The organism is Mycobacterium scrofulaceum (assembly GCF_001667885.1).
Taxonomy (GTDB): Bacteria; Actinomycetota; Actinomycetes; order Mycobacteriales; family Mycobacteriaceae; genus Mycobacterium; species Mycobacterium scrofulaceum_C.
This window is the reverse complement of the sequence record NZ_LZJW01000177.1, coordinates 62,376-86,850: the sequence shown is the minus strand read 5'-3', so window position 1 is coordinate 86,850 and position 24,475 is coordinate 62,376. Positions and strand designations below refer to the sequence as shown.

Annotated in this window: 27 protein-coding genes; 9 read left to right on the top strand and 18 right to left on the bottom strand. The window is 68.5% G+C overall.

Annotation, left to right across the window (positions count from 1 at the left end; all coding sequences use genetic code 11):
• The first annotated feature begins 422 nt into the window (after window positions 1-422).
• Window positions 423-635 (top strand): ferric uptake regulation protein, encoded by a 213-nt coding sequence (locus tag A5681_RS26870; protein WP_082968532.1) that lies wholly within the window; start codon window positions 423-425, stop codon window positions 633-635.
• Between the two features lie 22 nt (window positions 636-657).
• On the opposite strand, the gene regX is transcribed toward A5681_RS26870, so the two are convergent.
• From regX to A5681_RS24985, 6 genes are all read right to left on the bottom strand, one after another.
• A complete protein-coding gene (gene regX / locus A5681_RS25010) occupies window positions 658-1,341 on the bottom strand; it encodes a two-component sensory transduction protein RegX (RefSeq protein WP_007167631.1) in 684 nt (227 codons plus the stop codon).
• A 49-nt stretch (window positions 1,342-1,390) separates the two neighbouring features.
• The gene (locus A5681_RS25005; RefSeq protein WP_156738151.1) at window positions 1,391-2,611 is read right to left on the bottom strand and encodes a sensor histidine kinase; all 1,221 of its coding nucleotides are present in this window, start codon (window positions 2,609-2,611) and stop codon (window positions 1,391-1,393) included.
• Between the two features lie 152 nt (window positions 2,612-2,763).
• Window positions 2,764-3,513, bottom strand: a complete 750-nt coding sequence (locus A5681_RS25000) for a phosphoglyceromutase (protein ID WP_067282245.1) — start codon at window positions 3,511-3,513, stop codon at window positions 2,764-2,766.
• Between the two features lie 10 nt (window positions 3,514-3,523).
• Window positions 3,524-4,033, bottom strand: coding sequence for a YbjN domain-containing protein (locus A5681_RS24995; protein WP_067282242.1), 510 nt, complete (start codon window positions 4,031-4,033; stop codon window positions 3,524-3,526).
• Complete coding sequence (mshA, locus tag A5681_RS24990) at window positions 4,030-5,301, bottom strand: D-inositol-3-phosphate glycosyltransferase (protein WP_067282239.1); 1,272 nt, start codon at window positions 5,299-5,301, stop codon at window positions 4,030-4,032. The genes A5681_RS24995 and mshA overlap by 4 nt, the downstream gene beginning before the upstream one ends.
• Window positions 5,302-5,360: 59 nt before the next feature.
• Window positions 5,361-6,599 (bottom strand): ROK family transcriptional regulator, encoded by a 1,239-nt coding sequence (locus A5681_RS24985; protein WP_156738155.1) that lies wholly within the window; start codon window positions 6,597-6,599, stop codon window positions 5,361-5,363.
• A 254-nt stretch (window positions 6,600-6,853) separates the two neighbouring features.
• On the opposite strand from A5681_RS24985, the gene A5681_RS24980 reads away from it, so the two are divergent.
• Complete coding sequence (locus A5681_RS24980) at window positions 6,854-7,615, top strand: SDR family NAD(P)-dependent oxidoreductase (protein ID WP_067282233.1); 762 nt, start codon at window positions 6,854-6,856, stop codon at window positions 7,613-7,615.
• On the opposite strand, the gene A5681_RS24975 is transcribed toward A5681_RS24980, so the two are convergent.
• Entirely contained in the window at window positions 7,587-8,924 is a 1,338-nt protein-coding gene (locus A5681_RS24975) for a L,D-transpeptidase (protein ID WP_067282230.1), read from the bottom strand. The two genes, A5681_RS24980 and A5681_RS24975, sit on opposite strands and share 29 nt — an antisense overlap.
• Before the next feature lie 60 nt (window positions 8,925-8,984).
• Window positions 8,985-10,082 carry a UDP-N-acetylmuramate dehydrogenase gene (locus tag A5681_RS24970; protein WP_067282226.1) on the bottom strand — a complete coding sequence of 366 codons (1,098 nt, stop codon included), beginning with the start codon at window positions 10,080-10,082 and terminating at the stop codon, window positions 8,985-8,987.
• Window positions 10,083-10,108: 26 nt separating this feature from the next.
• Here A5681_RS24970 and A5681_RS24965 point away from each other — a divergent pair, with 26 nt between their 5' ends.
• Genes A5681_RS24965 through A5681_RS24955 form a run of 3 tightly spaced genes read left to right on the top strand, consistent with a single transcriptional unit; the run spans window position 10,109 to window position 12,529 of the window.
• Window positions 10,109-10,633: a DUF2505 domain-containing protein gene (locus A5681_RS24965; RefSeq protein WP_067282223.1), complete on the top strand. Its 525-nt coding sequence runs from the start codon at window positions 10,109-10,111 to the stop codon at window positions 10,631-10,633.
• Window positions 10,634-10,658: 25 nt separating this feature from the next.
• Window positions 10,659-11,489, top strand: a complete 831-nt coding sequence (locus A5681_RS24960) for a carbon-nitrogen hydrolase family protein (RefSeq protein ID WP_067282220.1) — start codon at window positions 10,659-10,661, stop codon at window positions 11,487-11,489.
• Window positions 11,486-12,529: a DUF2993 domain-containing protein gene (locus A5681_RS24955; RefSeq protein WP_067282216.1), complete on the top strand. Its 1,044-nt coding sequence runs from the start codon at window positions 11,486-11,488 to the stop codon at window positions 12,527-12,529. The genes A5681_RS24960 and A5681_RS24955 overlap by 4 nt, the downstream gene beginning before the upstream one ends.
• A 57-nt stretch (window positions 12,530-12,586) precedes the next feature.
• Here the strand turns inward: A5681_RS24955 and deoC are convergent, their stop codons facing one another.
• The 6 genes from deoC to A5681_RS24925 form a co-directional block, all read right to left on the bottom strand.
• On the bottom strand, window positions 12,587-13,273 hold the full coding sequence (gene deoC, locus A5681_RS24950; protein WP_156738150.1) for a deoxyribose-phosphate aldolase: 687 nt from the start codon (window positions 13,271-13,273) through the stop codon (window positions 12,587-12,589).
• Window positions 13,273-13,689, bottom strand: a complete 417-nt coding sequence (locus A5681_RS24945) for a DUF2599 domain-containing protein (RefSeq protein ID WP_067282208.1) — start codon at window positions 13,687-13,689, stop codon at window positions 13,273-13,275. Before A5681_RS24945 ends, deoC begins: the two co-directional genes overlap by 1 nt.
• A gap of 3 nt (window positions 13,690-13,692) precedes the next feature.
• Entirely contained in the window at window positions 13,693-13,980 is a 288-nt protein-coding gene (locus A5681_RS24940) for a DUF2516 family protein (protein WP_067282206.1), read from the bottom strand.
• A gap of 78 nt (window positions 13,981-14,058) precedes the next feature.
• Complete coding sequence (gene hbhA, locus A5681_RS24935; RefSeq protein ID WP_067282204.1) at window positions 14,059-14,676, bottom strand: heparin-binding hemagglutinin HbhA; 618 nt, start codon at window positions 14,674-14,676, stop codon at window positions 14,059-14,061.
• An 82-nt stretch (window positions 14,677-14,758) separates the two neighbouring features.
• A complete protein-coding gene (locus A5681_RS24930) occupies window positions 14,759-15,187 on the bottom strand; it encodes a helix-turn-helix domain-containing protein (protein ID WP_067282395.1) in 429 nt (142 codons plus the stop codon).
• An 84-nt stretch (window positions 15,188-15,271) separates the two neighbouring features.
• Entirely contained in the window at window positions 15,272-16,654 is a 1,383-nt protein-coding gene (locus A5681_RS24925) for a DUF445 domain-containing protein (protein WP_156738149.1), read from the bottom strand.
• A 133-nt stretch (window positions 16,655-16,787) separates the two neighbouring features.
• On the opposite strand from A5681_RS24925, the gene A5681_RS24920 reads away from it, so the two are divergent.
• Both A5681_RS24920 and pcaA read left to right on the top strand, forming a co-directional pair.
• A complete protein-coding gene (locus A5681_RS24920) occupies window positions 16,788-17,507 on the top strand; it encodes a TetR/AcrR family transcriptional regulator (protein WP_067282200.1) in 720 nt (239 codons plus the stop codon).
• 192 nt (window positions 17,508-17,699) lie between these two features.
• Entirely contained in the window at window positions 17,700-18,563 is an 864-nt protein-coding gene (gene pcaA / locus A5681_RS24915; protein ID WP_067282198.1) for a cyclopropane mycolic acid synthase PcaA, read from the top strand.
• 39 nt (window positions 18,564-18,602) lie between these two features.
• On the opposite strand, the gene A5681_RS24910 is transcribed toward pcaA, so the two are convergent.
• From A5681_RS24910 to A5681_RS24900, 3 genes are all read right to left on the bottom strand, one after another.
• On the bottom strand, window positions 18,603-19,466 hold the full coding sequence (locus A5681_RS24910; protein WP_156738148.1) for a 3-hydroxybutyryl-CoA dehydrogenase: 864 nt from the start codon (window positions 19,464-19,466) through the stop codon (window positions 18,603-18,605).
• A 238-nt stretch (window positions 19,467-19,704) separates the two neighbouring features.
• Window positions 19,705-20,991 (bottom strand): isocitrate lyase, encoded by a 1,287-nt coding sequence (gene aceA / locus A5681_RS24905; RefSeq protein ID WP_055400703.1) that lies wholly within the window; start codon window positions 20,989-20,991, stop codon window positions 19,705-19,707.
• 271 nt (window positions 20,992-21,262) lie between these two features.
• Entirely contained in the window at window positions 21,263-22,057 is a 795-nt protein-coding gene (locus tag A5681_RS24900; RefSeq protein WP_067282393.1) for an acyl-[acyl-carrier-protein] thioesterase, read from the bottom strand.
• 152 nt (window positions 22,058-22,209) lie between these two features.
• On the opposite strand from A5681_RS24900, the gene ramB reads away from it, so the two are divergent.
• Both ramB and A5681_RS24890 read left to right on the top strand, forming a co-directional pair.
• Window positions 22,210-23,634: an acetate metabolism transcriptional regulator RamB gene (gene ramB, locus A5681_RS24895; protein WP_067282192.1), complete on the top strand. Its 1,425-nt coding sequence runs from the start codon at window positions 22,210-22,212 to the stop codon at window positions 23,632-23,634.
• The gene (locus tag A5681_RS24890; protein ID WP_067282189.1) at window positions 23,631-24,206 is read left to right on the top strand and encodes a carboxymuconolactone decarboxylase family protein; all 576 of its coding nucleotides are present in this window, start codon (window positions 23,631-23,633) and stop codon (window positions 24,204-24,206) included. Before ramB ends, A5681_RS24890 begins: the two co-directional genes overlap by 4 nt.
• Here A5681_RS24890 and A5681_RS24885 read toward each other — a convergent pair.
• Window positions 24,203-24,475, bottom strand: a complete 273-nt coding sequence (locus A5681_RS24885) for a hypothetical protein (protein ID WP_067282187.1) — start codon at window positions 24,473-24,475, stop codon at window positions 24,203-24,205. The two genes, A5681_RS24890 and A5681_RS24885, sit on opposite strands and share 4 nt — an antisense overlap.

Here is a 24,475-nt window from a genome sequence, read left to right as displayed (position 1 = left end):
GCATTTCGTCGCGCGCCACGGCTACCCCGAACGTCATGGCTGCCGAATTAATTCCTGCGGTGCGCAGTGTGTTCGCGGCCACATCGTCGCCCGGGCCCCGTGACCGCACCGCTTGCCGAAAGCCGCCTGGGGCCACCCGCCGATGCCGGCCGGCATCACAGCCCCGGAATGGCCTGCGCCGCAGGCGATTTCGCCGCCCAGTGCCGATCTGGCGCCTATTTGCCTGCCGCCCCGTCGAATTCATCGGGATGGCCGCACCGGTCGTCTCGAACCGCGGCGCGGTCGACATCGGCCGACGGCCGAATTAGTTACAAAAAGTAATTCGCTGGCGCCGGCGATTTCCGGTTGAATTGCACACTTGGCGACGCCGCGAAATGCAGAAACGGGCAGCGACTGAGCGCCTCTGCGCGTACCCTGACGACATGGCTACCAAGGTCAAGACCTGCGTGCATTGCGGCCACACGTTCGATCCCAATGACCGACCGCGCGACCTGTCCGACCCCGATTGGCTTCCGGCCGCGTCAATTTATTGTTCGCATGAATGCAGCGACCGGTTCCATTGTGAAATGACGCATTGCTGCTCAACCCACGCGAAAAAGAAGGGTCATCGCGAAGCCGCCAAGGCGGCGCGGTAAAGCGAGCTTTTACCGACTCGGCCTAGCCCTCCAGCTTGTAGCCCAGTCCCCGCACGGTGACCAGGTGGACCGGGTTGGCCGGGTCGGCTTCGATCTTGGACCGCAGACGCTTGACGTGGACGTCGAGCGTCTTGGTGTCGCCGACGTAGTCCGCGCCCCACACCCGATCGATCAACTGCCCGCGGGTCAGCACCCGCCCGCTGTTGCGCATCAGGTACTCGAGCAGGTCAAACTCCTTGAGCGGCAACGTGATCGTGTCACCGTTGACCGAGACGACGTGACGCTCGACGTCCATCCGCACCGGTCCGGACTCGAGCACACCGTCGCTGATCTCGGAGTCGTCGTCACCGCCGCGGCGGAGCACCGCCCGAATCCGGGCGATCAACTCGCGCGCCGAATACGGCTTGGTCACGTAGTCGTCGGCGCCGAGTTCCAGCCCGACGACCTTGTCGATCTCGCTGTCCCGCGCGGTCACCATGATCACCGGCACGCTGGAACGAGCACGCAGCTGCTTGCACACGTCGGTCCCCGACATGCCGGGCAGCATCAAGTCGAGCAGCACGATGTCGGCACCGCCACGGTCGAACTCGGCCAGTGCGGCCTGTCCATCCGTCACAACGGTGGCCTCGAAGCCCTCCTTGCGCAGGAGGAATGCCAGCGGATCGGCCAGCGACTCCTCGTCCTCCACGATCAGCACACTGGTCATCAGCGCGACTCCTTCTCATCGCGACGCTCTGCATCGTCGTACGCGCGGGTCATCTACTTAGTTCTTCCTCTCGTTGTGACCTGTTGGGCCGCACCTCGCGGCCCGGCGGTTGCTCGGGTTCTTCGTCGGTGTCCTTGTAGGCCGGAATCGACAGCGTGAATGTGGAACCCGTGCCCGGCTTGCTCCACACCCCGATGCTGCCGTTGTGATTGGCCGCGACATGTTTGACGATGGCCAGGCCCAGCCCGCTGCCGCCAGTGGCGCGCGAGCGTGCCTTATCCCCCCGGAAGAACCGCTCGAAGACCCGCTCCTGATCCTCCAGCGCGATCCCGATGCCCCGGTCGGTGACGGCGATCTCGATGTTGTCGCCGCGGCGGCGGCGGCTGATCGAGACCGGCGACCCGGGTGGCGAGTAGGCGATCGCATTGGACACCAGGTTGGCCAGGGCGGTGACCAGAAGCGTCTCGTCGCCCAGCACCCGCAGGCCGCTGGGCGCATCGGTGCGCACCTCGATCTGAGCATTGTCGGCGGCCACCTTGTGCCGTGAAATCGCTTCGGACACAACGGTATCCACGTCGACCTCGGTCACGTTGGGCAACCGTTCGGCGCCCTGCAGCCGGGACAGCTCGATCAGCTCGGCGACCATGTCCCCCAGCCGGTTGGCTTCGACGAGCACCCGCTCGGCAAACCGGCGGACGGTCTCGGAGTCATCCGAGGACGCCAGCAGCGCCTCGGCGAGTAGGGCCATGGCGCCCACCGGGGTCTTGAGCTCGTGGCTGACGTTGGCCACGAAGTCGCGCCTGGTCGCCTCCATGCGCGCGTAGTCGGACTGGTCGTGGGCGAACACCACCGCGAAGCGGCGGTCTTCCTCACTGAGCAGGCGCGCCTGGCCGTGCACCGACAACCCGGACCGACCGGCGGCCCGTTTGGCCGGCCGCAGGTCGAATTCGACGTCGACGCCGCCGAGCGCCTGCTGTGCCGCCTCCCACGCCTGGTCGTCGAGCTGGCGGTCGCGCACCAGCCCCAGCTCCCTCGCCCGGTCGTTGAGGTAGACGACGTCGCGGTGGGAATCGACCACCGCCACCCCCAGCGGCATCAGCGCGACGATGCGTTGCAGCATCTGCGCGACGGTGATCCCGGTCCATTCGGTGCTGACCCGCTCCCTGCGGTGAGCGGCTTTCGGCGACAGCCGGGTCCCGGCTGCTACCCCAATGGCCAGCCCCAGCACGGACAAGACCCCGGCCAGCAACAGCGCCGAGAACACAGTCACATAGCAAATCCTACAAATCTTCCTGAACGCCGCCCTAGCGGAACGAGGCCAAAATCGGACAAGTCACACTTTCCGCTTCAGGTGTTCCACTCCCGTTTACGCGATGTTCGGCTAACGGGCCTTTGAAACTCGCTTTCGGCCGGTGGCCCGTTTTACCGGCGCCCCTGGCTGGCAACGGCCGCAGCACCCGCCGCGGCCGCCTCCGGGTCGAGGTAGGTGCCGCCCGGGACGACCGGCCGCAGGTCGGCGTCGAGGTCGTAGCGCAGCGGGATTCCGGTCGGGATGTTGAGCCCGACGACGTCGTCGTCCGACATCTGGTCGAGGTACTTGACCAGGGCGCGAAGCGAGTTTCCGTGCGCGACGATCAGCACCGTCTTGCCGCAACGCAGGTCCGGGACGATGACGTCGGTGAAGTACGGCAGGAATCGCACGACCACGTCGGCCAGGCATTCGGTCAGCGGGCCGCCGCCGATGTCGGCGTAGCGGGGGTCGGCGTCCTGGCTGAACCGGCTGCCCTTCTCGATCGGCGGCGGCGGCGTGTCATAGCTGCGCCGCCAGATCATGAACTGCTCCTCGCCGTAGCGGTCCTTGGTCTCCGCCTTGTTCAGGCCCTGCAGCGCCCCGTAGTGCCGCTCGTTGAGCCGCCAGCTGCGCCGCACCGGGATCCACAACCGGTCGGCGGCGTCCAGCGCCAGGTGCGCGGTGGTGATCGCGCGGCACAGCAGCGAGGTGTATAGGACGTCGGGCAACAGGTTCTGCTCGGCCAGCAGCTCGCCGCTGCGCACCGCCTCGGCCCGGCCCTTCTCGGTCAGGTCCACGTCGACCCACCCGGTGAACTGGTTGCTTGCGTTCCATTCGCTCTCGCCGTGGCGGAGCAGCACCAACGTGCCGGTATCTGACATGCCGGCTAGCTTATTCGTCGTCTTCGTCGATCAAATGAGCGAACGCCTGCAGGTTCTTCAGCGACTCGCCGCGAGACACCCGCCAATCCCACTCTTTCTGGATCGACGAGCGAAATCCCAACTCCAGCAACGTATTGAAGTCCGCATCCACGGCTTCGAGAACCTGTCCGAGCACCCGGTCGATCTCGTCGGCGTCCACCGACGCCAGTGACATGCGGCCGACCAGATAGATGTCGCCGACGTTGTCCAGGGTGTACGCCACGCCGTAGAGGCGGCGGTTCCGCTTGAGCAGGAAGCGGTAGACCCCCTCGTGGTTCTCGTCGGGCTTGCGGCACACGAACGCCTCGACGCGCACCGAGTGCTCGCCGACGCTCAGGATGGTGTTGGTCTTGAGCTTGCGCTCGCCGGGCAACTCCACCACCAGCCCCGACAGGCCGCCGTGCGCGCCATCGTGTTTCGAGTAGACGAGGCCACTGGCCCGCAACGCGTCCTCGATCACGCGCTCGACAGTGGCGCTCACGCGCCGACCCCGCGGCGCTCGGCGGTGTACTCGCTGATCGCGCGGCGATAGCTGGTCAGCAGCGCGTCGGTGGTGTTCTCCCAGGAGAAGGTCGCCGCGTGCGCGGCGGCGGCCCGGCTCATCGCCTCGGCCTGCGGCGCCGGCAAGCGCAGCATCTTCTCCAGCGCGTCCGCCCACCGATCGACGTCGTGGCCGGCCACCAGCATGCCGGTGATCCCGTCCCGCACGGCCACCGGCAGGCCGCCCACCGCGGCGGCCACCACGGGGGTGCCACACGCCTGGGCCTCGACGGCGACCAGTCCGAACGACTCCGAATAGCTCGGCACCGCGACCAGGCTGGCGGCCTGGAACAGCGTGGCCAGGTCCGGGCGGGACTGCGGGGGCAGGAAGGTCACCCGCGCGGCGATGCCGAGTTCGTCGGCGAGCCGCCGCAGCCCGTCCGGCGCGGCCAGGCCGCTGCCCGACGGCCCGCCGGCCACCACGATGCGCACCCCCGGCAATTTCGCGGCGGCGCGCAGCACGATGTCGGGCGCCTTCAGCGGCTGGATGCGCCCGACGAACGCCACCACGTCCTCGTCGAGCGGCAACCCCAGCGCGGCGCGGGCCGCCCGGCGATCGCCCGGGCGGAAGACCTCGAGATCCACGCCGGGGTGGACCACGTCGATGCGGGCCGGGTCGGCGCGGTGAATCGAAATCAATTGCCTGGCTTCGTCATCGGTGTTGACGATCAGCCGGTCCGCCTCGTCGACCACCTGCTGCTCGCCGACCGTGCGCAACGGCGGCTCGGGCGCGTCACCCGCGGCCAGCGCCGCGTTCTTGACCGCGGCCAGCGTGTGCGCGGTGTGCACCAGCGGCACCGCCCAGCGGTCGCGGGCCAACCAGCCGACCTGTCCGGACAGCCAGTAATGGGAATGCACGATGTCGTAGTAGCCCGGCTCGTGCGAGGCTTCGGCGCGCAGCACCCCGGCGGCGAACGCGCACAGCTGGGTGGGCAGGTCGTATTTGTCCAGGCCCTCGAACGGCCCCGCCACCACGTTGCGCACCAGCACGCCGGGCGCCACCCGCGCGACCGGCGGGTCGGCCGACGCGGTGGCCCGGGTGAAGATCTCCACCTCGATGCCGCGGCGAGCCAGGTGCAGCGCGGTCTGCAACACGTAGACGTTCATGCCCCCGGCGTCGCCGGTGCCCGGCTGCGCCAGCGGTGAGGTGTGCACCGCCAACACTGCGACGCGGCGCGGTTTCAGCCGGAAGACGTCGTCGTGCCGCACTCTTTCATCTTTACAGGACGTCCGACCCGCGAGCCCAACGCCCAGGACACGGCTTCGCGTTAAGCGGAAGACTCGTCGGCAGCCACGCCGCGCAGCCGGGGGCCCAGCGCCCCCGCGCGGCGCATCGCACCGAGCGGGTCGGCGTACAGCCCGCCCAGCGACACCGTCCCCGCGCCGGCCTCCTGCACCCGGTTCCCGAAGACGGTGACGCGGATGTCGCGTGGCGGCAACACCGAGTGCTCGGCGAACGCCGCCTCGACGTTCTCCATGCCCTCCGGGAATTCGGTGAAGGCCTGGCCACCGACCACCAGCTCGTCGGGGTTGAGCATGTCGCGCAGCAACGCCACCGCCTGCCCGAGGACCCGGCCCCGCTCGCTCAGCAGCTCTTTCGCATGCTCGTTGCCACCGCGGGCCAGGCGCAGCAGGTCGTTGATGCCGGCGGTCGACGCGTTCGGGCGGCCCGCGGGCGCGAACGGCAGGATCCGCAGCCGGCGGGCGGCGGCCAGCACCGCCTCGTCGCTGACCGTGGATTCCAGCTGGCCGGTGCCGCCGAGCAGCTCGGAGTGGGCGGGCAGGGCGGCGATGGTGCCCGGGCCGCTGGTCGGGCAGTGCACGCGCCCGCCGATCACCAGCGCGTAGCCCACGGTCTCGCGGGCGTACACGTACAGGATGGTGGGCGAGCTGGGCAGGAATCGCCGCATGCCGAGCAGCAGCTCGGCCCCCGCCATGGCGTCGACGTGTGAAGCCACCGAGACGGGCAGCCCCAGCGCGTCGGCCAGCACGGGGCCGACCGGCGCCTGCCGCCACCCGAGCCGCGGGTGGTCGACGTGACCGGTCGCGCTGTCGACGGTGCCACCGATCGCGACGCCGACCCACAGCGGGCGCCGCCGATGCCAGCGCTGCAGGTAGCGGGCCGCGCTCTCGGCCAGCGTCGCCAGGGCGGGCCCGGCGGGGCTGAGCGGTGTCGGCGTCTCGACGGTGTCGAGCGTGCGGCCGAACAGGTCGGTGGCCACGATGCTGGTGGTGCGGGCCCCGATGTGGATGCCCAGCGTCACGAACGGTTCGTGGTTGACCTCGACCGGCACGCGGGGGCGACCGATCGCGCCGGAGACGGCCAGGTCGGCGCGTTCCCGCAGCAAACCGGCCTCGAGCAGGGCGATGACCTGGCGGTTGACCGTCGCGATGCTCAGCGAGGTGACGCCGGCGATGACGTCACGGCCGACGGGGCCGCGCAAGCGAACGGCCCGGAAAACCGATGCCGCCGCCGAGTCGGCGATGTGCAGGGCCGGCGGCACGATCTGACGGCGTGCCGACCGATGGCCGCGGTAGGTGGCCCGGGTGGGCGAATGATGAGTCTGGGTGAGGGTATTCGAGCGCACGAGCGTCCTTTGTCCGAGTCCTTGTTGGCCGTCACTGGCCACACCTGAAAGTCAGGAGCGGCAAAGTGCGCGACAACAACACGCACCCGCCGCGCAAAGACACGCGGTGGTGGTGCTGGACAGGGCGCTGAGGTGCACGTCCAAAATTTAGCACGTTCACTAAGGTTGTTTCGATGGCTGGAAATGTCAGGAATGAACGCGTCGCCGTCGTCACGGGGGCCAGCTCCGGAATCGGCGAGGCGACGGCCCAGACCCTTGCTGCGCAGGGCTTTCACGTGGTCGCGGTCGCGCGGCGGGCCGACCGCATCAACGCCCTGGCACGGGAGATCGGCGGAACCGCCATTGTGGCCGATGTCACAGACGACGCGGCTGTCGCCGCGCTCGCCGAGGAGCTGAGCCGCGTCGACGTGTTGGTCAACAACGCAGGCGGCGCCCGCGGCCTGGCGCCGGTCGCCGAAGCCGACCTCGAGCACTGGCGGTGGATGTGGGAGACCAACGTGATGGGCACGCTGCGGGTCACCCGCGCGCTGCTGCCCAAGCTCATCGCCTCCGGCGACGGGCTGATCGTCACCGTGACTTCGGTTGCCGCACTTGACGTTTACGACGGCGGCGCGGGGTACACGGCGGCCAAACACGCACAGGGGGCGCTGCACCGCACGCTGCGCGGCGAGCTGCTGGGCAAGCCGGTGCGGCTGACCGAGATCGCGCCGGGCGCGGTCGAGACGGAGTTTTCCCTGGTCCGCTTCGACGGTGATCAGCAACGCGCCGACGCCGTCTACACCGGCCTCACGCCGCTGGTGGCCGCCGATGTCGCCGAGGTGATCGGTTTCGTGGCCTCGCGGCCGCCGCACGTCGACCTCGACCTGATCGTCATGAAGCCGCGCGACCAGGCGTCGGCCACCCGCTTTAACCGCCGGGGCCAGTCGCCGGGCTAGACGACGTGGTGGTGGTCGTCGTCGGCGTGCCGGACAGGCTCGGGGCGGTCGACGGCGTCACCGGCGCGGTCACCGGAATCTGCGTGGACGGCGGGTGCGCGGTGGGTGGCGGCAGCGCCGACATGGCGACCCAGGTGTCCCAGTCCACGGCCCAGTCCCAGATGTCGCCGTCGGAGTAGGACAGCTGGATCGTGCTGCCCGTCACCTCCACCGGGTCGCCGTACATCGCCGACTGGAAGTACTGCTCGGCGTCCCCCGTCGACAGGTTGATGCAGCCGTTGGTGACGTTGGTGTTGCCCTGCGCGCCGGCGCTCGCCGGGTTGGCGTGGATGAACTCGCCGTTGTTGGAGATCCGGACGGCCCAGCGCTCGTGCACGTGGCTGTAGCCGGCCGCGGGGTTGGACATGTAGAAGTCGGCGTACTTCTCGGTGACGACGTGGATGCCGTTGCGGGTGACGTTGCGCGCCTTGTCGGCCTCGCCGTAGCTGCACGGGAAGTCCATGATGACGCCCTCGTCGCGGACCACCTGGATGCGGTGCGACGAGACCTCGGCCTTGACCACCTGCCGGCGGCCGATCTGGATGTTCAGCGAGATGTCCTCGGCGCCGTAGGCGCTGTCGCCGAACGGCAGCCCGTACAACTTGGCGTCGACGTTGACGGTGGTGCCCGCCGGGTAGTACTCGCGGGTGCGGTAGTGCACCCGGGCGCCCTGCGCCTCGTCGGGCAGCCAGGCCCAGCTGCCCTCGACGGGCGGGTTCGTGGTGACGGTCAACGCCTTCTCGACGGCGGCCTTATCGGTGATCGGCGCGTCGAACTGGATGATGATCGGCGCCGCGACCCCGACGGTCTGGCCGTCGGCCAGCTGGAACGCCCCACCGATCTTCTTGGTGGGAGCGACCGTGGTGAACTTGCCCGTCACCGGGATCGCCTTGCCGTCGTGCCCGACGGCCGAGCCGCTCCACGTGTAGGTCGCGTCGTAGCCCAGCGGCTCGGTGGTGCTGTAGACGGTGCGGTCGGAGTTGAACTTGCCCGCCACGGCCTTGCCCGCGGAGTTCGTCAGCGCCACGTGCTGGAACCAGCCGTCGCTGATCTCGACGCTGACCGGCGCGATCGGCACCACGTTCTCGGTCGCGTCGGCCGGCTGGAACTTCAGCTTCGCCGCGGGCTGCTCCTTCTTCTCGGCCTGCTTGGCCGACGGCCCGCCACACGCGGCCAAGACGCTGGGGGCGAACACCCCCAGTCCGAGGGTCGCCAAAGCCGCGCGCCGGTTGATCGGCTGCGGGTTACGCGACGTGCTCACGAAAGTCAAAGATACCGGGCAAAATCCACCGACCCCGCCGCGACAATTCGGGCGTCGAGGGATTCGGAGCTACAGCCTGCAGCCGAGCAGGACCGGCTCGGGTTTCAATGTGACACCAAACACATCACGAACCCCGTCGCGGATGACGCGGGCCAGCGCGATCACCTCTTCGGTGGTGGCGCCGCCGCGGTTGGTCAACGCCAGCGCGTGCTTGGTGGACAGCCGGCACCGGGCCGCCGGATCGTCCGGATAACCCTTGGCGAAGCCGGCCCGCTCCACTAGCCAGCCGGCGGCCAGCTTGACGCCGTCGGGGGCCGGGTAGTGCGGAACCGGCCCGTCGACACCGCCGGCCAGCCGGTCGTACACCTCGGGCGCGACCACCGGGTTGGTGAAGAACGAACCCACGCTCCAGGTGTCGTGGTCGTCCGGGTCGAGCACCATCCCTTTGCGGCCCCGCAGCGTGAGAACCGCCCGGCGGACCGCGCGCGGGTCGGCCCGCTCGCCGCCGCCGGCCCCCAAGGCGTCCGCCAGCTCGCCATAGCGCAGCGGCGCGCTGCGGCCGGAGGCGTCCAGCGCGAACTCGACTTCCAATACCACCCAAGGGGTTTCGGGGCCGGCCTGCTTCAGCACGCTGGTGCGGTACCCGAAGCCGAGCTCGCCGCCCGGCACCCAGCGCACCTCCCCACTGGCGCGGTCGAAGATCCTGACCCGGGTGATGGTGTCGGAGACTTCGGCACCGTAGGCCCCGACGTTTTGCACCGGGGTGGCCCCGGCCGAACCGGGGATGCCGGAGAGGCATTCCAGCCCACCCAGACCGCGCTCGATGGCGGCGACCACGACGTCGTCCCACACCGCGCCCGCCTCCGCGCGTACCAGGGCGCCGTCGACCGTGATGCCGCTGTTGGCCAACCGCACCGCGGTCAGGTCGGTGAGGGTGTCGGCGATCACCAGGTTGGAGCCGCCGGCGAACACCAACACCGGGGAACGTTCTCCCCCACCGCTTTCGGCGTCCAGCTCGCGCAGCACGGCGACCACCTGCTCGGTGCTGGTGCAGGTGATCAGGCGGCGCGCCACCGGCCCGACCCGCAACGTCGTCAGCGGCGCGAGCGACACCGCTTCGGCGACCCGCGCGCCGGCGAACGTCGGACCGGCGTCGCTGGATTTCATGGCCCGTAACGGTAGCCTCACCTGCTATGCCGCGTTCATTCGACTTGTCGGCCGACTACGACGGCAGCGTTGAAGAGGTTCATCGGGCCTTCACCGACGAGAGTTATTGGCGGGCACGGCTGGCCGGATCCGGTGTCGACGTCGCCACGCTGGAATCGATGCGGGTCGGCGGCGAAACCGGGGACGACGACACCGTCGAGGTCGTCACGGTCCAGGTCATCCACAGCCACAAGCTGCCCGGGATGGTCACCCAGCTGCACAGCGGGGATCTGCGGATCCGGCGCGAGGAAGTGTGGGGCCCGGTCGCCGACGGCACCGCGCAGGGCACCGTCCTCGGCTCGATCCTGGACGCCCCGGTCAACCTGACCGGCACCGCGACGCTGCTGCCGATCCTGGAGACGGGCGGCGCCCGGCTGACGTTCCGGGCCACCGTCCAGGTGCGCGTTCCGATCATCGGCGGCAAGTTGGAGAACATCATCGGCACCCAGTTGGCTGAGCTGGTGGCGGCGGAGCAGCGGTTCACCACGGAGTGGATCGCCAAAACGGTGTGAGGGCGCCGAGCCTAAGCTGGCGCCCATGCGAATCGCGTTGGCCCAAATCCTCAGCGGGACCGATCCGGCCGCCAACCTAGGGCTGGTCCGCGAGTACAGCGCGCAGGCGGCCGACGCGGGCGCGAAGCTGGTGGTGTTCCCCGAGGCGACCATGTGCCGGTTCGGCGTTCCGCTGGCGCCCGTCGCCGAGCCGGTCGACGGCCCATGGGCCGGCGAGGTGCGGCGGATCGCGACCGATTGCGGGATCACGGTGATCGCCGGCATGTTCACCCCGTCCGGGGATGGCCGGGTGAAGAACACGCTGATCGCCGCCGGTCCGGGCAGCCCCAACGACCCGGACGCGCACTACGACAAGATCCACCTCTACGACGCCTTCGGCTTCACCGAGTCGCGCACCGTGGCGCCCGGCCGCGAGCCGGTGGTGATCACGGTCGCCGGCGTCCGCGTCGGGTTGACCGTCTGCTACGACATCCGCTTCCCGGCGCTGTACACCGAGCTGGCCCGCCGCGGCGCCCAGCTGATCGCCGTGAGTGCGTCGTGGGGCGCCGGGCCCGGCAAGCTCGACCAGTGGACGCTCCTGGCGCGGGCGCGCGCCCTCGACTCGATGAGTTACGTCGCCGCGGCCGGCCAGGCCGACCCGGGCGCCGCGCTGGGCGGGTCGGGCGCGCCCACCGGCGCGGGCGGCAGCCTGGTGGCCTCCCCGTTCGGCGAAGTCGTCGCGTCGGCCGGGTCCGGGCCGCAGCTGGTGGTGGCCGACATCGACGTCGACCGGGTCGCCAAGGCCCGCGAGAGCATCGCGGTGCTGCGCAACCACTCAGATTTCGCTCAGCTGGATAGGGCAGAATCAGTCGGGTGACGAACCCACAAGGACCACCGAACCAGGACCCTTCGACGTGGGGCCGTCCCGGCAACCAAGGCCCGTTCGGCCAGCCCCCCACGGAGCGGCCGACCGAACGGATCAACACCGGTGGTCCGGCGCCCGCGCCGCCGCCGCCGGCCGCCGGTCCGCCGCCGGGTCAGACCGAACGGATCGCCACGCCGCCGCCGAACATGCAGCGGCCCGACTACGCGCCGCCGCCTCCGCCCACCCCGCCCGCGGGGCCGACGGAGAAGCTGCCCACCCCGGGCGAGGAGCCGGCGCAGGGCAAGAAGAAACGTCGCTTCCTGCGTGACCCGCTCTCAGTGGTGCTCGTCTGCATCATCGTGGTCTGCCTGGTGATCGCCGGCCTGGTCGGGGCGGAGCTGTACGTCCGCCACGTCGCGAACAGCAAGGTCGCCGAGGCGGTGGCCTGCGAGGTCAAGGACCAGGCCACCGCGTCGTTCGGGGTGGCGCCGTTGATGCTGTGGCAGCAGCTCACCAAGCACTACACCAACATCTCGGTGCAGACCGCCGGTAATCAGATCCGCGACGCCAAGGGCATGAAGCTGGACCTGAACATCAGGGACGTGCAGCTGAAGGACACGCAGGACTCCAAGGGCACCATCGGATCCCTCGATGCGACCATCACCTGGACGTCCGACGGGATCAAGGAATCGGTCCAGAACGCGATCCCGGTGCTGGGGCCGTTCGTCACCAACACCGTGACCACCCACCCCGCCGACGGGACCATCGAGCTCAAGGGCATGTTGGACAACCTGACCACCAAGCCGGTGGTGTCGGGCACGGGCCTGCAGTTGCAGATCGTCAGCTTCAACGCGCTCGGCTTCACGATGCCCAAGGAGTCGGTGCAGTCGACGCTGGACGACTTCACCGCGCAGTTCACCAAGAACTACCCGCTGGGCATCCACGCCGACAGTGTGCAGGTCACCAACGACGGTGTGACCAGCCACTTCTCGACGAGGAACGCGAGCATCCCGACGGGCAACAACAACGACCCCTGCTTCGCCAACCTCTGACGGCTAGCCGTCCGGTAACGATGCGCGCCGGCACGGCGCGAGGAGGCGCCGGACAATTCAGTCCAGCCCGTCGAGCACCGCTCGGGTGCCCGACAGGCCGAGCCGGGTGGCGCCGGCGTCCAGCATCGCGAGCGCGTCGGCGACGGCGCGGATGCCGCCGCTGGCCTTGACGCCCAACCGGCCGCCGACGGTCTGGCTCATCACGGTGACCGCACGCACCGAGGCGCCGCCCGCGGGGTGGAACCCGGTCGAGGTCTTGACGAAGTCGGCGCCGGCGTCCTCGGCGGCGCGGCACACCCGGACCAGCGTGCTGTCGTCCGTCCCCGAGAACAGCACCGCCGACTCGACGATCACCTTCAGCACGGACCCGGCGTCGACGGCGTTCATCGCGGCCCGCACGGCCGCGATGTCGGCCCGCACCGCGTCGATGTCGCCGGCCAGCGCGGCGCCGATGTCGATGACCATGTCCACCTCGGCGGCGCCGGACGCCACCGCCCGTTCGGCCTCGTGCGCCTTGACCGACGAGACGTGCTTGCCGGACGGGAAACCCGCGACGCTCGCCACCCGGACGCCCCCGGTGCGCACGGCGACCGGAACCATCGACGGCGACACGCACACCGCGTAGACGCCCAATTCGGCGGCCTCGGTGACGAGCGCGGTCACGTCCGCCTCGGTGGCCTCCGGCTTGAGCAGGGTGTGGTCGACCATCGCCGCCAGTTGCGCCCGGGTGGGTTTGCTCGCCACTAGAACCTTTCCTCGGGGCCGCCGGGATTGCATCCCGACGCGACCATCTCGGCGTCGTCGACGACCGGGCGCCACGGCTCCAGGTTCCAGCTGGTCTTGCCGGGCTGGGCCACCTCGGCGAACTGCCAGTGACAGATGAATTGCGCGCGCATCCCCGGGGTGTCCGCGTCCGGCGACAGCGTCAACACCTCACCCCACGCCTCGTCGGCCAGCGCCGCGTCTCCGGGCTGCCCGGCGGCGGCCGCCCGCCCCGAGGGCGTCGGGAAGACCCGCAGGCTGCTCAGGCCGTGCCACTGCCCCCACTCGGTGTGGTCGATGAACGGCGGGGACGCCGTGACCGGACTGGCCGCCGCGGTGCCCGCCGGGCCCCACAGCGCGACAAGCACCGCGGCCGGCGCCGTCAGCAGCAGCTTCACCGGCTAGCGCGACTTACCTTGAATTTCCAGAAGTTTCGGCCGCACGTCGACGAGATAGACGCCGGCCGCGCACGCGGCGATCGCCATCCCGAGTACCCCGAAAACAAAACTCAGGATGGATGTCAGCGCGACAGCCAGTCCGAGGATTACCAGCCACACCGGCTTGGTCAGCTTCTCCGCGGCCGTGTACGCGTCGGGCCGCTGCAGCGCGGCATGCACGAACGCGTACACCGCCGTGACCAAGACGGCGATCTGCAAGACCAACATGACGGTTCCCACGAGGTGGCTCACGCGTTAAGCGTATGCGGGCGCCGTCGGAAACGTCGACTCAGAGTTGCCCGAAGGACAACTCCGAGTCGACCGTCGGACTTACTTCTGGGTGACCTTCTTGGCGGACGCCTTCTTGGCCGGAGCCTTCTTGGCCGGAGCCTTCTTGGCGGGCGCCTTCTTGGCCGGCGCCTTGTCCAAGGCCTTCTGCGCCTTCTTGGCCGTCTCGTCGGACTTCTTGGGCAGCTCGATGCCGACCAGCTTGGCCGCACGCTCGCCGACCGCGCGGGTCTGCGATGCGACGGTGCCCAGCGCTTCCTGGGTCAGCTCGACGGCCTGGTCCACGTAGCCCTCGGCGCGCGCGGAGGCGTCGTCCAGGCCCGTCTGGCTGCGCAGCCGCTGCAGCGCGGCCTCGCCCCGCTCGACCAGCTCGTTGTAGCGGTTGGTCGCGGCGTCCAGGTAGCCCTCGGCCGCCTTGCGGAGCTCGTCGCTGGTGAAACGCTCACGCAGCTCGCCCAGCTGGTCGGGCAGGTCTTCCTGCAACTTGGTCAGGCGAGCGCGGCTCTCCTCCACCCGGGTCCGGGTGTCGGCGCGGGTCTCTTCGGCGCGATCACGCAGGTTGGCGATCAGCTCGTTGACCGTCGCCAGGGCCAGGTCGGCCGCTCCGAGGGCCGCGAGCAGCGGAGCCCGCAGATCTTCGATGTTGGTGTTGTCCGCCATGGTGATTCCTTTCGTTACGGCGTTCTTGGGTGTGTGTTGTGCACGCGAGGGGAGCGTCCCTCCACCGGCCAACGGGGCGAGCTCACTCGCCGCCGGTGGATTCGGTGGAACACCCCTCGTCGCTCGGTTCACTTATTTCGTTTTGCTGAGTGAACGATGTGTAGATGTCGAGCAGCACCTGCTTTTGGCGCTCGGTGATCGCGGTGTCGGTGATGATGGCGTCGCGCACTTGGCTCTTGTCGCTGGGCTCCAAAATCCCGGCCCGCACGTAGAGAACCTCGGCGGACACCCGCAAGGCCTTCGCGATTTGGTTGAGCACGTCGGCGGACGGCTTGCGCAGTCCGCGCTCCACCTGGCTCAGATACGGGTTGCTGACCCCGGACTTTTCGGCGAGCTGGCGCACCGAGACCTGCGCCAGTTCGCGCTGGCTGCGGATGAAGCTGCCGATGTCCGAGGCCATGTCGGAGGCGGCATTGGACACCTTCGCGGAGAGCTTCTCCTCGGGTGCCATGGCGTGCTCCAGGGTCGGATGGTCGATGGTGACGGCCATCAGACTACTACAAGTGCTTGCTATTGCAAGCACTTGTTAGCACTACTAGAAAAGTACTTGCGCGACGGCGTAGATCACCAGGCCGGCCAGCGAGCCCACCACGGTCCCGTTGATCCGGATGAACTGCAGGTCACGGCCGACGTGCAGCTCGATGCGGCGGCTGGCCTCCTCGGCGTCCCAGCGCTCGATGGTGTCGGTGATGATCGCCGTGATCTCCACCCCGTACTGCGACACCAGGTGCTGGGCCGCCCGCACGATCCAGTTGTCGACCTTGTCGCGCAGCTCGGCGTCGTCGCGCAGCGACTCCCCGATGCGGACCACCGTGTCGGCGATCCGGGTGCGCAGCGTGCTCGACGGGTCGTCGACGCCCTCGAGCACCAGCCGTTTCAGCGTCTTCCAGGCCGTCGCCGCGGCGTTGGCGATTTCGTCGCGCGCCATCAGCTGCTCTTTGATGGCATCGGCGCGCGCGATGGTGTCCGCGTCGTGCTGCAGGTCGTCGGCGAACTCGAACAGGAACCGGGTCGCCGACCGGCGCAGCTCGTGGTCGGGATTGCGGCGCACCTTGTCGGTGAAATCCATCAACTCGCGGTGGATGCGGTCGCCCACCAGATGGTCGACGAAGCGGGGCGACCACGTCGGCGAGTCCCGCTCGACCACCCGCTGGATCACCTCGCCGGCGTTCAGCGACCACTGGAAGGCCCGGTCGGCCAGCAGTTGAATCAGCGCTTCCTGCCGGTTTTCGGCCAGCAGCGTCGCCAGGACCCGCCCGACCGGCGGCCCCCATTGCGGCTCGGCGATGCGGCGCACGATCATCCGGTCGATCACCTGCTGGACGTCCTCGTCGCGCAGCAGCTCGACCAGCACCCGCAGCACCGTCGCCGTCTCGCTCGCCACGCGCTCGGCGTGCGAGGTCTCCGACAGCCACTTGCCCAGCCGTCCGGGTACCTGGGCGTCCCGCAGCTTGGTCTCCACCACCGCGGGCGACAGGAAGTTCTCCCGCACGAAGGTGCCAAGCCCCTCGCCGAGCTGATCCTTCTTGCGCTTGATGATCGCCGTGTGCGGGATGGGGATGCCCAGCGGATGCCTGAACAACGCCGTCACCGCGAACCAGTCGGCCAGAGCGCCCACCATCCCGGCCTCGGCGGCGGCGCCGACGTAACCCACCCAGGCGCCCAGGTGGGCGTGGGCCTGGGCCCAGCGGCAGCCGAGGAACAGGCCGGTGGCGCCGATCAGAAAGCTCAGCGCCACCGCCTTCATGCGGCGCAGCGCCACCCGGCGCTCGGCGTCGGCCTGCGGGTCGGCGCCGGCGAAGGATTCGGCGAGCGACGGGTGCGGGCGCCCGGTTTCACTCACCGGAGTCGTCGATGCCGGGCCCGTCGTGCGGGGGCCCGGCGCTTCGCCTCGGGGCGAGGCTCTGTGTACCACCACTCCATCATTCATCGTCGCGGGCGTTTGGTGTGACCGCACTGTTCACAAGCCCGCACGGGCGCGCGGTCACCGTTCGAAACAGGCCCGCACGCCGTAGTATCGAGGGCGTCTAGTGAATGGGATATCGGCGACAGTGGCAGAGCGAACGTTGGCGGTAGCGGCCAAGACGGATGGTCGCAAGCGGCGCTGGCACCAACACAAGGTGGAGCGCCGCAACGAGTTGGTAGACGGCACGATCGACGCGATCCGGCGGCACGGCGGCACGTTGAGCATGGATGACATCGCCGCGGATATCGGCGTCTCCAAGACGGTGCTGTATCGCTACTTCGTCGACAAGAACGACCTGACGACCGCCGTGATGATGCGGTTCACCCAAACCACCCTGATCCCCAACCTGGCCGCCGCGCTGACGTCCAATCTGGACGGCTTCGACCTGACCCGCGAGGTCATCCGGGTGTACGTCGAAACGGTCGCGAACGAACCCGAGCCCTACCGCTTCGTGATGTCGAACAGCTCGGCCAGCAAGAGCAAGGTGATCGCCGACTCCGAGCGGATCATCGCCCGCATGCTCGCGGTGCTCATGCGCCGCCGCATGCAACAGGCGGGGATGGACACCGGCGGGGCGGAGCCGTGGGCCTACCTCATCGTCGGCGGCGTGCAGCTGGCCACGCACTCCTGGATGTCTTTCCCGCGCATGAGCCGCGATGAGTTGATCGACTACCTGACGATGCTGAGCTGGAACGCGTTGAAGGGCATCGTCGAGGTCGGCGGGTCGCTGGAGAAGTTCCGCGAAGAGCCCCACCCGTCGCCGATCGTTCCGCCCCGCGGGCAGCAGGATCGGTCCCCGCGGTAGGGGCCCGGTGCTGCCGAGTGACGGGGCTCATTTTGTGAATTCATCCCGTCTCGTGTGACGCTATGACCCGCTAGTGAGAACGACGTGCATCCCCCGGAGCGACTAACATGCAGGGGGTGCATCGGGGGCGACGCCCATGCGCCGTGCTGGCCGGGCGTCTTTGTCTCCGCGTAACGAAAGGCTCTTCTCGACATGTCTGTGCAGCTCACGCCGCATTTTGGAAACGTGCAAGCCCACTACGACTTGTCCGATGATTTCTTCCGGCTGTTCCTGGACCCCACCCAGACGTACAGCTGTGCCTACTTCGAGCGCGACGACATGACCCTCGAGGAGGCGCAGCTCGCCAAGATCGACCTGGCGCTGGGGAAGCTGAAGCTGGAACCGGGCATGACGCTGCTGGACATCGGCTGCGGCTGGGGCGCGACCATGCGCCGGGCCATCGAGAAGTACGACGTCAACGTCGTGGGCCTGACGTTGTCGGAGAACCAGGCCGAGCATGTGCAGAGGGCGTTCGACGAGATGGACACCCCCCGCACCCGGCGCGTGCTGTTGGAGGGGTGGGAGAAGTTCCACGAGCCCGTCGACCGCATCGTCTCGATCGGCGCCTTCGAGCACTTCGGCCGCCAGCGCTACGGCCGCTTCTTCAAGATGGCCTACCAGGCGCTGCCGTCCGACGGGATCATGTTGCTGCACACCATCGTTCGCCCGTCCTTCAAGGAGGCCAGGGCGCGGGGCATGACGCTGACCCACGAGATCGTGCACTTCTCCCAGTTCATCCTCACCGAGATCTTCCCGGGGGGCTGGCTTCCCACCCCGCAGACCGTCGGCGAGTACGCCGTCACGGCCGGCTTCGAGCTGACCCGGGTGCACTCGCTGCAGCTGCACTACGCGCGCACGCTGGACATGTGGGCGGCCGCCCTCGAGGCGAATCGCGAGGAGGCCATCGCCATCCAGTCGCAAGAGGTCTACGACCGCTACATGAAGTACCTGACCGGTTGCGCGAAGCTGTTCCGCCAGGGCTACACCGACGTCGACCAGTTCACGCTGGAAAAGTAGAAGCGCCGGGCGGCTTCGCCGTCAGCAGGCGCTTCGCCGTCAGTAGGTGTAGAAGCCCTGGCCGGTTTTCTTGCCCAGCCGGCCCGCCTCCACCATGCGCAGCAGCAGCGGCGGAGGACCGTACTGCGGTTCCTTGAATTCCTCGAACATCTTGTCCGCGATCAGCTTCAGGGTGTCCAGGCCCACCAGGTCGGACAGCCGCAGCGGGCCCATCGGGTGGGACAGGCCGGCGACAACCGCCTTGTCGACGTCTTCGATGGTGGCGAAACCCGCCTCCACCATGCGAATTGCCGACAACAGATAGGGCACCAGCAGGGCGTTGACGACGAAGCCCGACCGGTCCGAGCAGCGCACCACCTGCTTGCCCAGGACGGCGCTGGCGAATTCCTCGGTCCGCGCGGCGGCGGCTTCGTCGGTGACCAGCGTGCTGACCAGCTCGACCAGCGGGAGCACCGGCACGGGGTTGAAGAAGTGCAGCCCCAACACCCGCTGTGGGTTCTTGGTGGCCGCCGCAATCTTCATGATCGGAATGCTGGACGTGTTGGAGGCAAGCACGGCGTCGGGATCGGTGATGGCCCGGTCGAGTTCGGCGAAGATGTCCGCCTTGACCGACTCGTCTTCGATGATCGCCTCGATGACCAACTGGCGGTCGGCGAGGTCCTTCAGGTCGGTGGTGAAGGTGAGCTGGCTGAGCGCGCGGTCGCGTTCCCGCTCGGTCACCTTGCCCGCGCTGACCCCGCGCTCCAGCGACTTCACGATGCGGTTGCGTCCGGCCGTGATCAGGGCCTCGGTGGTCTCGAACACCGTCACGTCGACGCCGGCGCGGACCGAGACTTCGGCGATGCCGGACCCCATCTGGCCGGCCCCGACCACCCCTACCCGCTGAATCGCTGCGTCGCTCACTGTCATCTCTTTCGGTGTCGTATCGTCTTGCACCGCAATAGGCCCCGCCCAGGTTCGCTGGGCGGGGCCAATGCTACTTCACGGTGAGCGGCCGGAAACTCGCACGATCTGGATCGCAGCGGTGCGGTTCCCCGGCCGCTCGGCTCCGGAGGGTCAGTGGCTCAGGCCACTGGTTTTCACTCAGTGACTCAAGCCATCCGGTTTCACTTCGTCCTCGCGGGCCGAGGCCCGCTCGTCCTCAGTGAAACTGACCCTCTTCGGTGGAGCCGGTCAGCGCGGTGGTCGACGAAGTGGGGTCGACCGTGGTGGCGATGCGGTCGAAGTAACCCGCACCGACCTCGCGCTGGTGCTTGGTCGCGGTGTAACCGCGCTCCTCGGCGTCGAACTCGCGCTCCTGCAGCTCGACGTAGGCGGTCATCTGGTTGCGGGCGTAGCCGTAGGCCAGATCGAACATCGAGTAGTTCAGCGCGTGGAAGCCGGCCAGCGTGATGAACTGGAACTTGAATCCCATTGCGCCCAGCTCTTTTTGGAACTTGGCGATGGTCGCGTCGTCGAGGTGCTTCTTCCAGTTGAACGACGGCGAGCAGTTGTAGGCCAGCAGCTGGTCGGGGAACTCGGCCTTGACGCCCTCGGCGAACTTCGCCGCCAGCTCGAGGTCCGGGGTGCCGGTCTCCATCCAGATCAGGTCCGAGTACGGCGCGTAAGCCTTGGCCCGGGCGATGCAGGGCTCGAGGCCGTTGCGCACCCGGTAGAAGCCCTCCTTGGTCCGCTCACCGGTGATGAACGGCTGGTCGCGCTCGTCGACGTCCGAGGTGATCAGCGTGGCCGCCTCGGCGTCGGTCCGGGCGATCACGACGGTCGGCACGTCGGCGACGTCGGCCGCCAGGCGGGCCGAGGTCAGCGTGCGGATGTGCTGCTGGGTCGGGATCAGCACCTTGCCACCGAGGTGGCCGCACTTCTTCTCCGAGGCCAGCTGGTCCTCCCAGTGCGAACCGGCGACACCGGCGGCGATCATCGCCTTCTGCAGCTCGTAGACGTTCAGCGCGCCACCGAAGCCCGCCTCGCCGTCGGCGACGATCGGGGCCAGCCAGTTCTCCACCGAGGTGTCGCCCTCGACCTTGGCGATCTGGTCGGCGCGCAGCAGCGCGTTGTTGATCCGGCGCACGACCTGCGGCACGGAGTTGGCCGGGTACAGGCTCTGGTCGGGGTAGGTGTGGCCGGACAGGTTGGCGTCACCGGCGACCTGCCAACCCGACAGGTAGATGGCCTTCAGGCCGGCGCGGACCTGCTGGACGGCCATGTTGCCGGTCAGCGCGCCGAGCGCGTTGACGAACTCGAGGTCGTGCAACTGGCTCCACAGGACCTCGGCGCCGCGCCGGGCCAGGGTGTTCTCCTCGACCACGGTGCCCTGCAGGGCGACGACATCCTCGGCGCTGTAGGTGCGGGTGACACCCTTCCAGCGCGGGTTGGTGTCCCAGTCCTTCTTGATCTCTTCGGCGCTCTTCGGGGTGCCAACGGCAGACATTGGGCATGCTCCTTAACGAATCTTCACTACTTCTGAGTTGGTGAACGCGTCACCGGCGGTAGCTAGCGGCTCAACTTCGCTGGTGTGCTAATTCGAAGATGGCACAGCTTGACCACGCATTTCCACCCATTTCATTTGCCAATTTCGGCAACGACTCGGCGGTATTTAGCAAATCTTGCAAAGATGAACGGGAACTGAACCGTTCCAGAAACTACCGGCTGGTAACAAGAATCCGCAGGTCAGCGGGTCATTTACCGGGACGCTTGTCCTGTTAGCGGTTGAAGAGCGCGGCGACCGCTTTGGTCTCGTCGCCGACCGCATATGTGAGCGTTGTAACAGGCCGATCGACGAGCCCGGGACCGAACTGGTCGGTCGATCCGGCCGGGTGGATGTGCGAGATGATCTCCAGCTTGTCGCCCAGCGCCACCGGGGCCTCGTGCTCGATCGTCACGCGCAGGGGCCGCGCCATCAGGGCCAGGTGCGACGCGAGGTAGTCCTCGATCACGCTCCAGTACACCGAGTTGTTCATGTGGTCGAACAGGTCGATGTCGGTGACCCGGACGGGAAACTCGTGGATCTCGACCGCGTCGTCGCGGCTGCCCGGCTTCAGGTAGCCCTTCCACCGCAGCCGGTCGACCGAGGTGGTCTTGTGCAGGCCGGCGAGGAAGTCGTCGGAGATGCGCGACGGCATCTGGGTCTCCCGGTTGATGTTGATCCAGAAGGCCTCGGACTCGATCAGGCCGCCCTTGCGTCCGTCGACGCGGACCCGCATCTCACACCACCGGTTCGACGTGCCCGAGCACCACCGCCGGCAGCGCAGCATGTCCTGAAACTCGATGGGACGGATCAGGTCGAGCATCGTGCGGCGGACGATCCACAGCGGGTGGGTCTCCTCGAAGCCCATCTCGCGCAGCTGATCCTGGCCGATGTCCTGGATGTGCCGGCACGCCGCGTCCAGCCGCAGCCGGCCCGTCCGGTCGATGTCGGCCACCCGAAGCGGCCATTCACGGTCGAACACGTCGGGGTGGCCGTCGGGAACCGGCATCAGTTCTTTGTCCAGGCTCACGGCTTCGCTCCCCGTTTCCTCCTTGTGGGCACTCACGCTGAGGCCTCCGTTGCGAATCATGCCAACGACCACTGTCAAAAACCAATCGCGACGCGTTTGCGCCCGCTGCGAACCCTGCCAACTTCGGCTTAGCAACCCGGTATCCTGGCAAAGTGTCCAAGACCTTCGTCGGCTCCCGCGTCCGTCAGCTCCGCAACGAGCGCGGCTTCTCCCAGGCCGCCCTGGCCCAGATGCTGGAGATCTCGCCGAGTTACCTCAACCAGATCGAGCACGACGTCCGGCCGCTGACCGTGGCGGTGCTGCTGCGGATCACCGAGGTGTTCGGCGTGGACGCGACGTTCTTCGCGTCCCAGGACGACACCCGGCTGGTGGCCGAGCTGCGCGAGGTCACCATGGACCGCGACCTGGACATCGACGTCGACCCGGCCGAGGTGGCCGAGATGGTCGGCTCCCATCCCGCGCTGGCCCGCGCGGTGGTCAACCTGCACCGGCGCTACCGCATCACCACGGCGCAGCTGGCCGCCGCCACCGAGGAGCGGTACTCCGACGGCAGCGGCACCGGATCGATCACCATGCCGCACGAGGAGGTGCGCGACTACTTCTACCAGCGGCAGAACTACCTGCACGAGCTGGACACCGCCGCCGAGGACCTGACGATCAAGATGCGGCTGCACCACGGCGATTTGGCGCGCGAGCTGAATCGCCGGCTGACCGAGGTGCACGGCGTGCACATCAACAGGCGGATCGATCTCGGTGACACGGTGCTGCACCGGTTTGACCCCGGGACCAAGACGCTGGAGATCAGCAACCACCTGTCGCTCGGCCAGCAGGTTTTCAAGATGGCCGCCGAATTGGCCTACCTCGAGTACGGCGACCTGATCGACACCCTGGTGGAGGAGGGCAAGTTCACCAGCGAAGAGTCGCACACGCTGGCCCGGCTCGGGCTGGCCAACTACTTCGCCGCGGCCGCGGTGCTGCCGTACCGCCAATTCCACGACGTCGCAGAGAATTTCCGCTACGACGTCGAACGGTTGTCCTCCTTCTACTCGGTCAGCTACGAGACCATCGCGCACCGGCTCTCCACGTTGCAGCGGCCTTCGATGCGTGGCGTGCCGTTCTCCTTCGTCCGGGTGGACCGGGCCGGCAATATGTCAAAACGTCAGTCCGCCACGGGTTTTCACTTCTCCTCCAGCGGCGGCACCTGCCCGCTGTGGAACGTCTACGAAACGTTCGCCAACCCGGGCAAGATCCTGGTGCAGATCGCCCAGATGCCCGACGGCCGCAACTACATGTGGGTGGCCCGCACCGTGGAGCGCCGTGCCGCGCGGTATGGTCAGCCGGGTAAGACCTTCGCGATCGGCCTGGGCTGCGAGCTCCGCCACGCGCACCGGCTCGTCTACTCGGAAGGACTCGACGTCTCCGGAGGACCAGGAACAGTGGCCACACCGATCGGGGCAGGTTGCCGTGTCTGCGAACGCGACAACTGCCCACAGCGGGCCTTCCCGGCCCTGGGGCGCGCGCTCGATCTCGACGAGCACCGCAGCACCGTCTCCCCGTACCTGGTGAAGCAGCCGTGACCGCGGGGCAAGGGGGCCGGATCCCCTCCGGGCGGTTCCGCGAACTCGGGCTGATCAACTGGATTCTCGCGAAGTCGGCCGCCCGCAAGGTCGGCGCGCCCGAGATGCACCTGTTCACCACGCTGGGCCAGAACAAGTTCCTGTTCCTGGTGTGGAGCATCTACAGCGGCCGCGTGCTGCGCGGCCGCCTGCCGGCGATCGACACCGAGCTGGTGATCCTGCGGGTCGCGCACCTGCGCGCCTGCGAATACGAGCTGCAGCACCATCGCCGGATGGCCGCCCGCCAGGGGCTCGACGCGGACCTGCAGGCCGCCATCTTCGCGTGGCCGGAGCGCCTGGACCGGGTGGAGGCGCGCCTGACCGTGCGCCAGCAGGCGCTGCTGACCGCGACGGACGAGTTCGTCAAGGACCGCACCGTCACCGACGCCACCTGGCGGCAGCTCGCCCAGCACCTGGACCGGCGTCAGCTCATCGAATTCTGTTTGCTGGCAAGCCAATACGACGGCCTGGCCGCGACGATGTCGGCCCTGGCGATCCCGCTGGACAACCCGCGCCAGAGCGGCCCCGCCTAGAGGTAGACGTTCGCCAGGACGGCCAGCGTCAGCAGCAGCGGCGGCACGGGCAGCCCGAACCCGAACCCCGACCACGCGTAGTTGCGCCGCCGCCGCAGAAACGACGCCCACATCGTGGCGCAGACCGCCAGCGCGAGCGACAGCAGCAACACCGTCGGGGCCCACTGGCCCACGGCCGCGTTGTCGTCGGCGATCGAGAAGGCCACCAGCCACAGGACATAGCCCGCGGCGAGGCCGCCGATGGCCCCCAGAACGATGTCGCTGCGCAT

Coding starts and splice junctions, on each gene's coding strand:
- A5681_RS26870 (WP_082968532.1), top strand. CDS start 423: ATGGCTACCAAGGTCAAGACCTGCGTGCATTGCGGCCACACGTTCGAT.
- regX (WP_007167631.1), bottom strand. CDS start 1,341: ATGACCAGTGTGCTGATCGTGGAGGACGAGGAGTCGCTGGCCGATCCG.
- A5681_RS25000 (WP_067282245.1), bottom strand. CDS start 3,513: ATGTCAGATACCGGCACGTTGGTGCTGCTCCGCCACGGCGAGAGCGAA.
- A5681_RS24980 (WP_067282233.1), top strand. CDS start 6,854: ATGGCTGGAAATGTCAGGAATGAACGCGTCGCCGTCGTCACGGGGGCC.
- A5681_RS24970 (WP_067282226.1), bottom strand. CDS start 10,082: ATGAAATCCAGCGACGCCGGTCCGACGTTCGCCGGCGCGCGGGTCGCC.
- A5681_RS24965 (WP_067282223.1), top strand. CDS start 10,109: ATGCCGCGTTCATTCGACTTGTCGGCCGACTACGACGGCAGCGTTGAA.
- A5681_RS24960 (WP_067282220.1), top strand. CDS start 10,659: ATGCGAATCGCGTTGGCCCAAATCCTCAGCGGGACCGATCCGGCCGCC.
- hbhA (WP_067282204.1), bottom strand. CDS start 14,676: ATGGCGGACAACACCAACATCGAAGATCTGCGGGCTCCGCTGCTCGCG.
- A5681_RS24930 (WP_067282395.1), bottom strand. CDS start 15,187: ATGGCACCCGAGGAGAAGCTCTCCGCGAAGGTGTCCAATGCCGCCTCC.
- pcaA (WP_067282198.1), top strand. CDS start 17,700: ATGTCTGTGCAGCTCACGCCGCATTTTGGAAACGTGCAAGCCCACTAC.
- aceA (WP_055400703.1), bottom strand. CDS start 20,991: ATGTCTGCCGTTGGCACCCCGAAGAGCGCCGAAGAGATCAAGAAGGAC.
- A5681_RS24885 (WP_067282187.1), bottom strand. CDS start 24,475: ATGCGCAGCGACATCGTTCTGGGGGCCATCGGCGGCCTCGCCGCGGGC.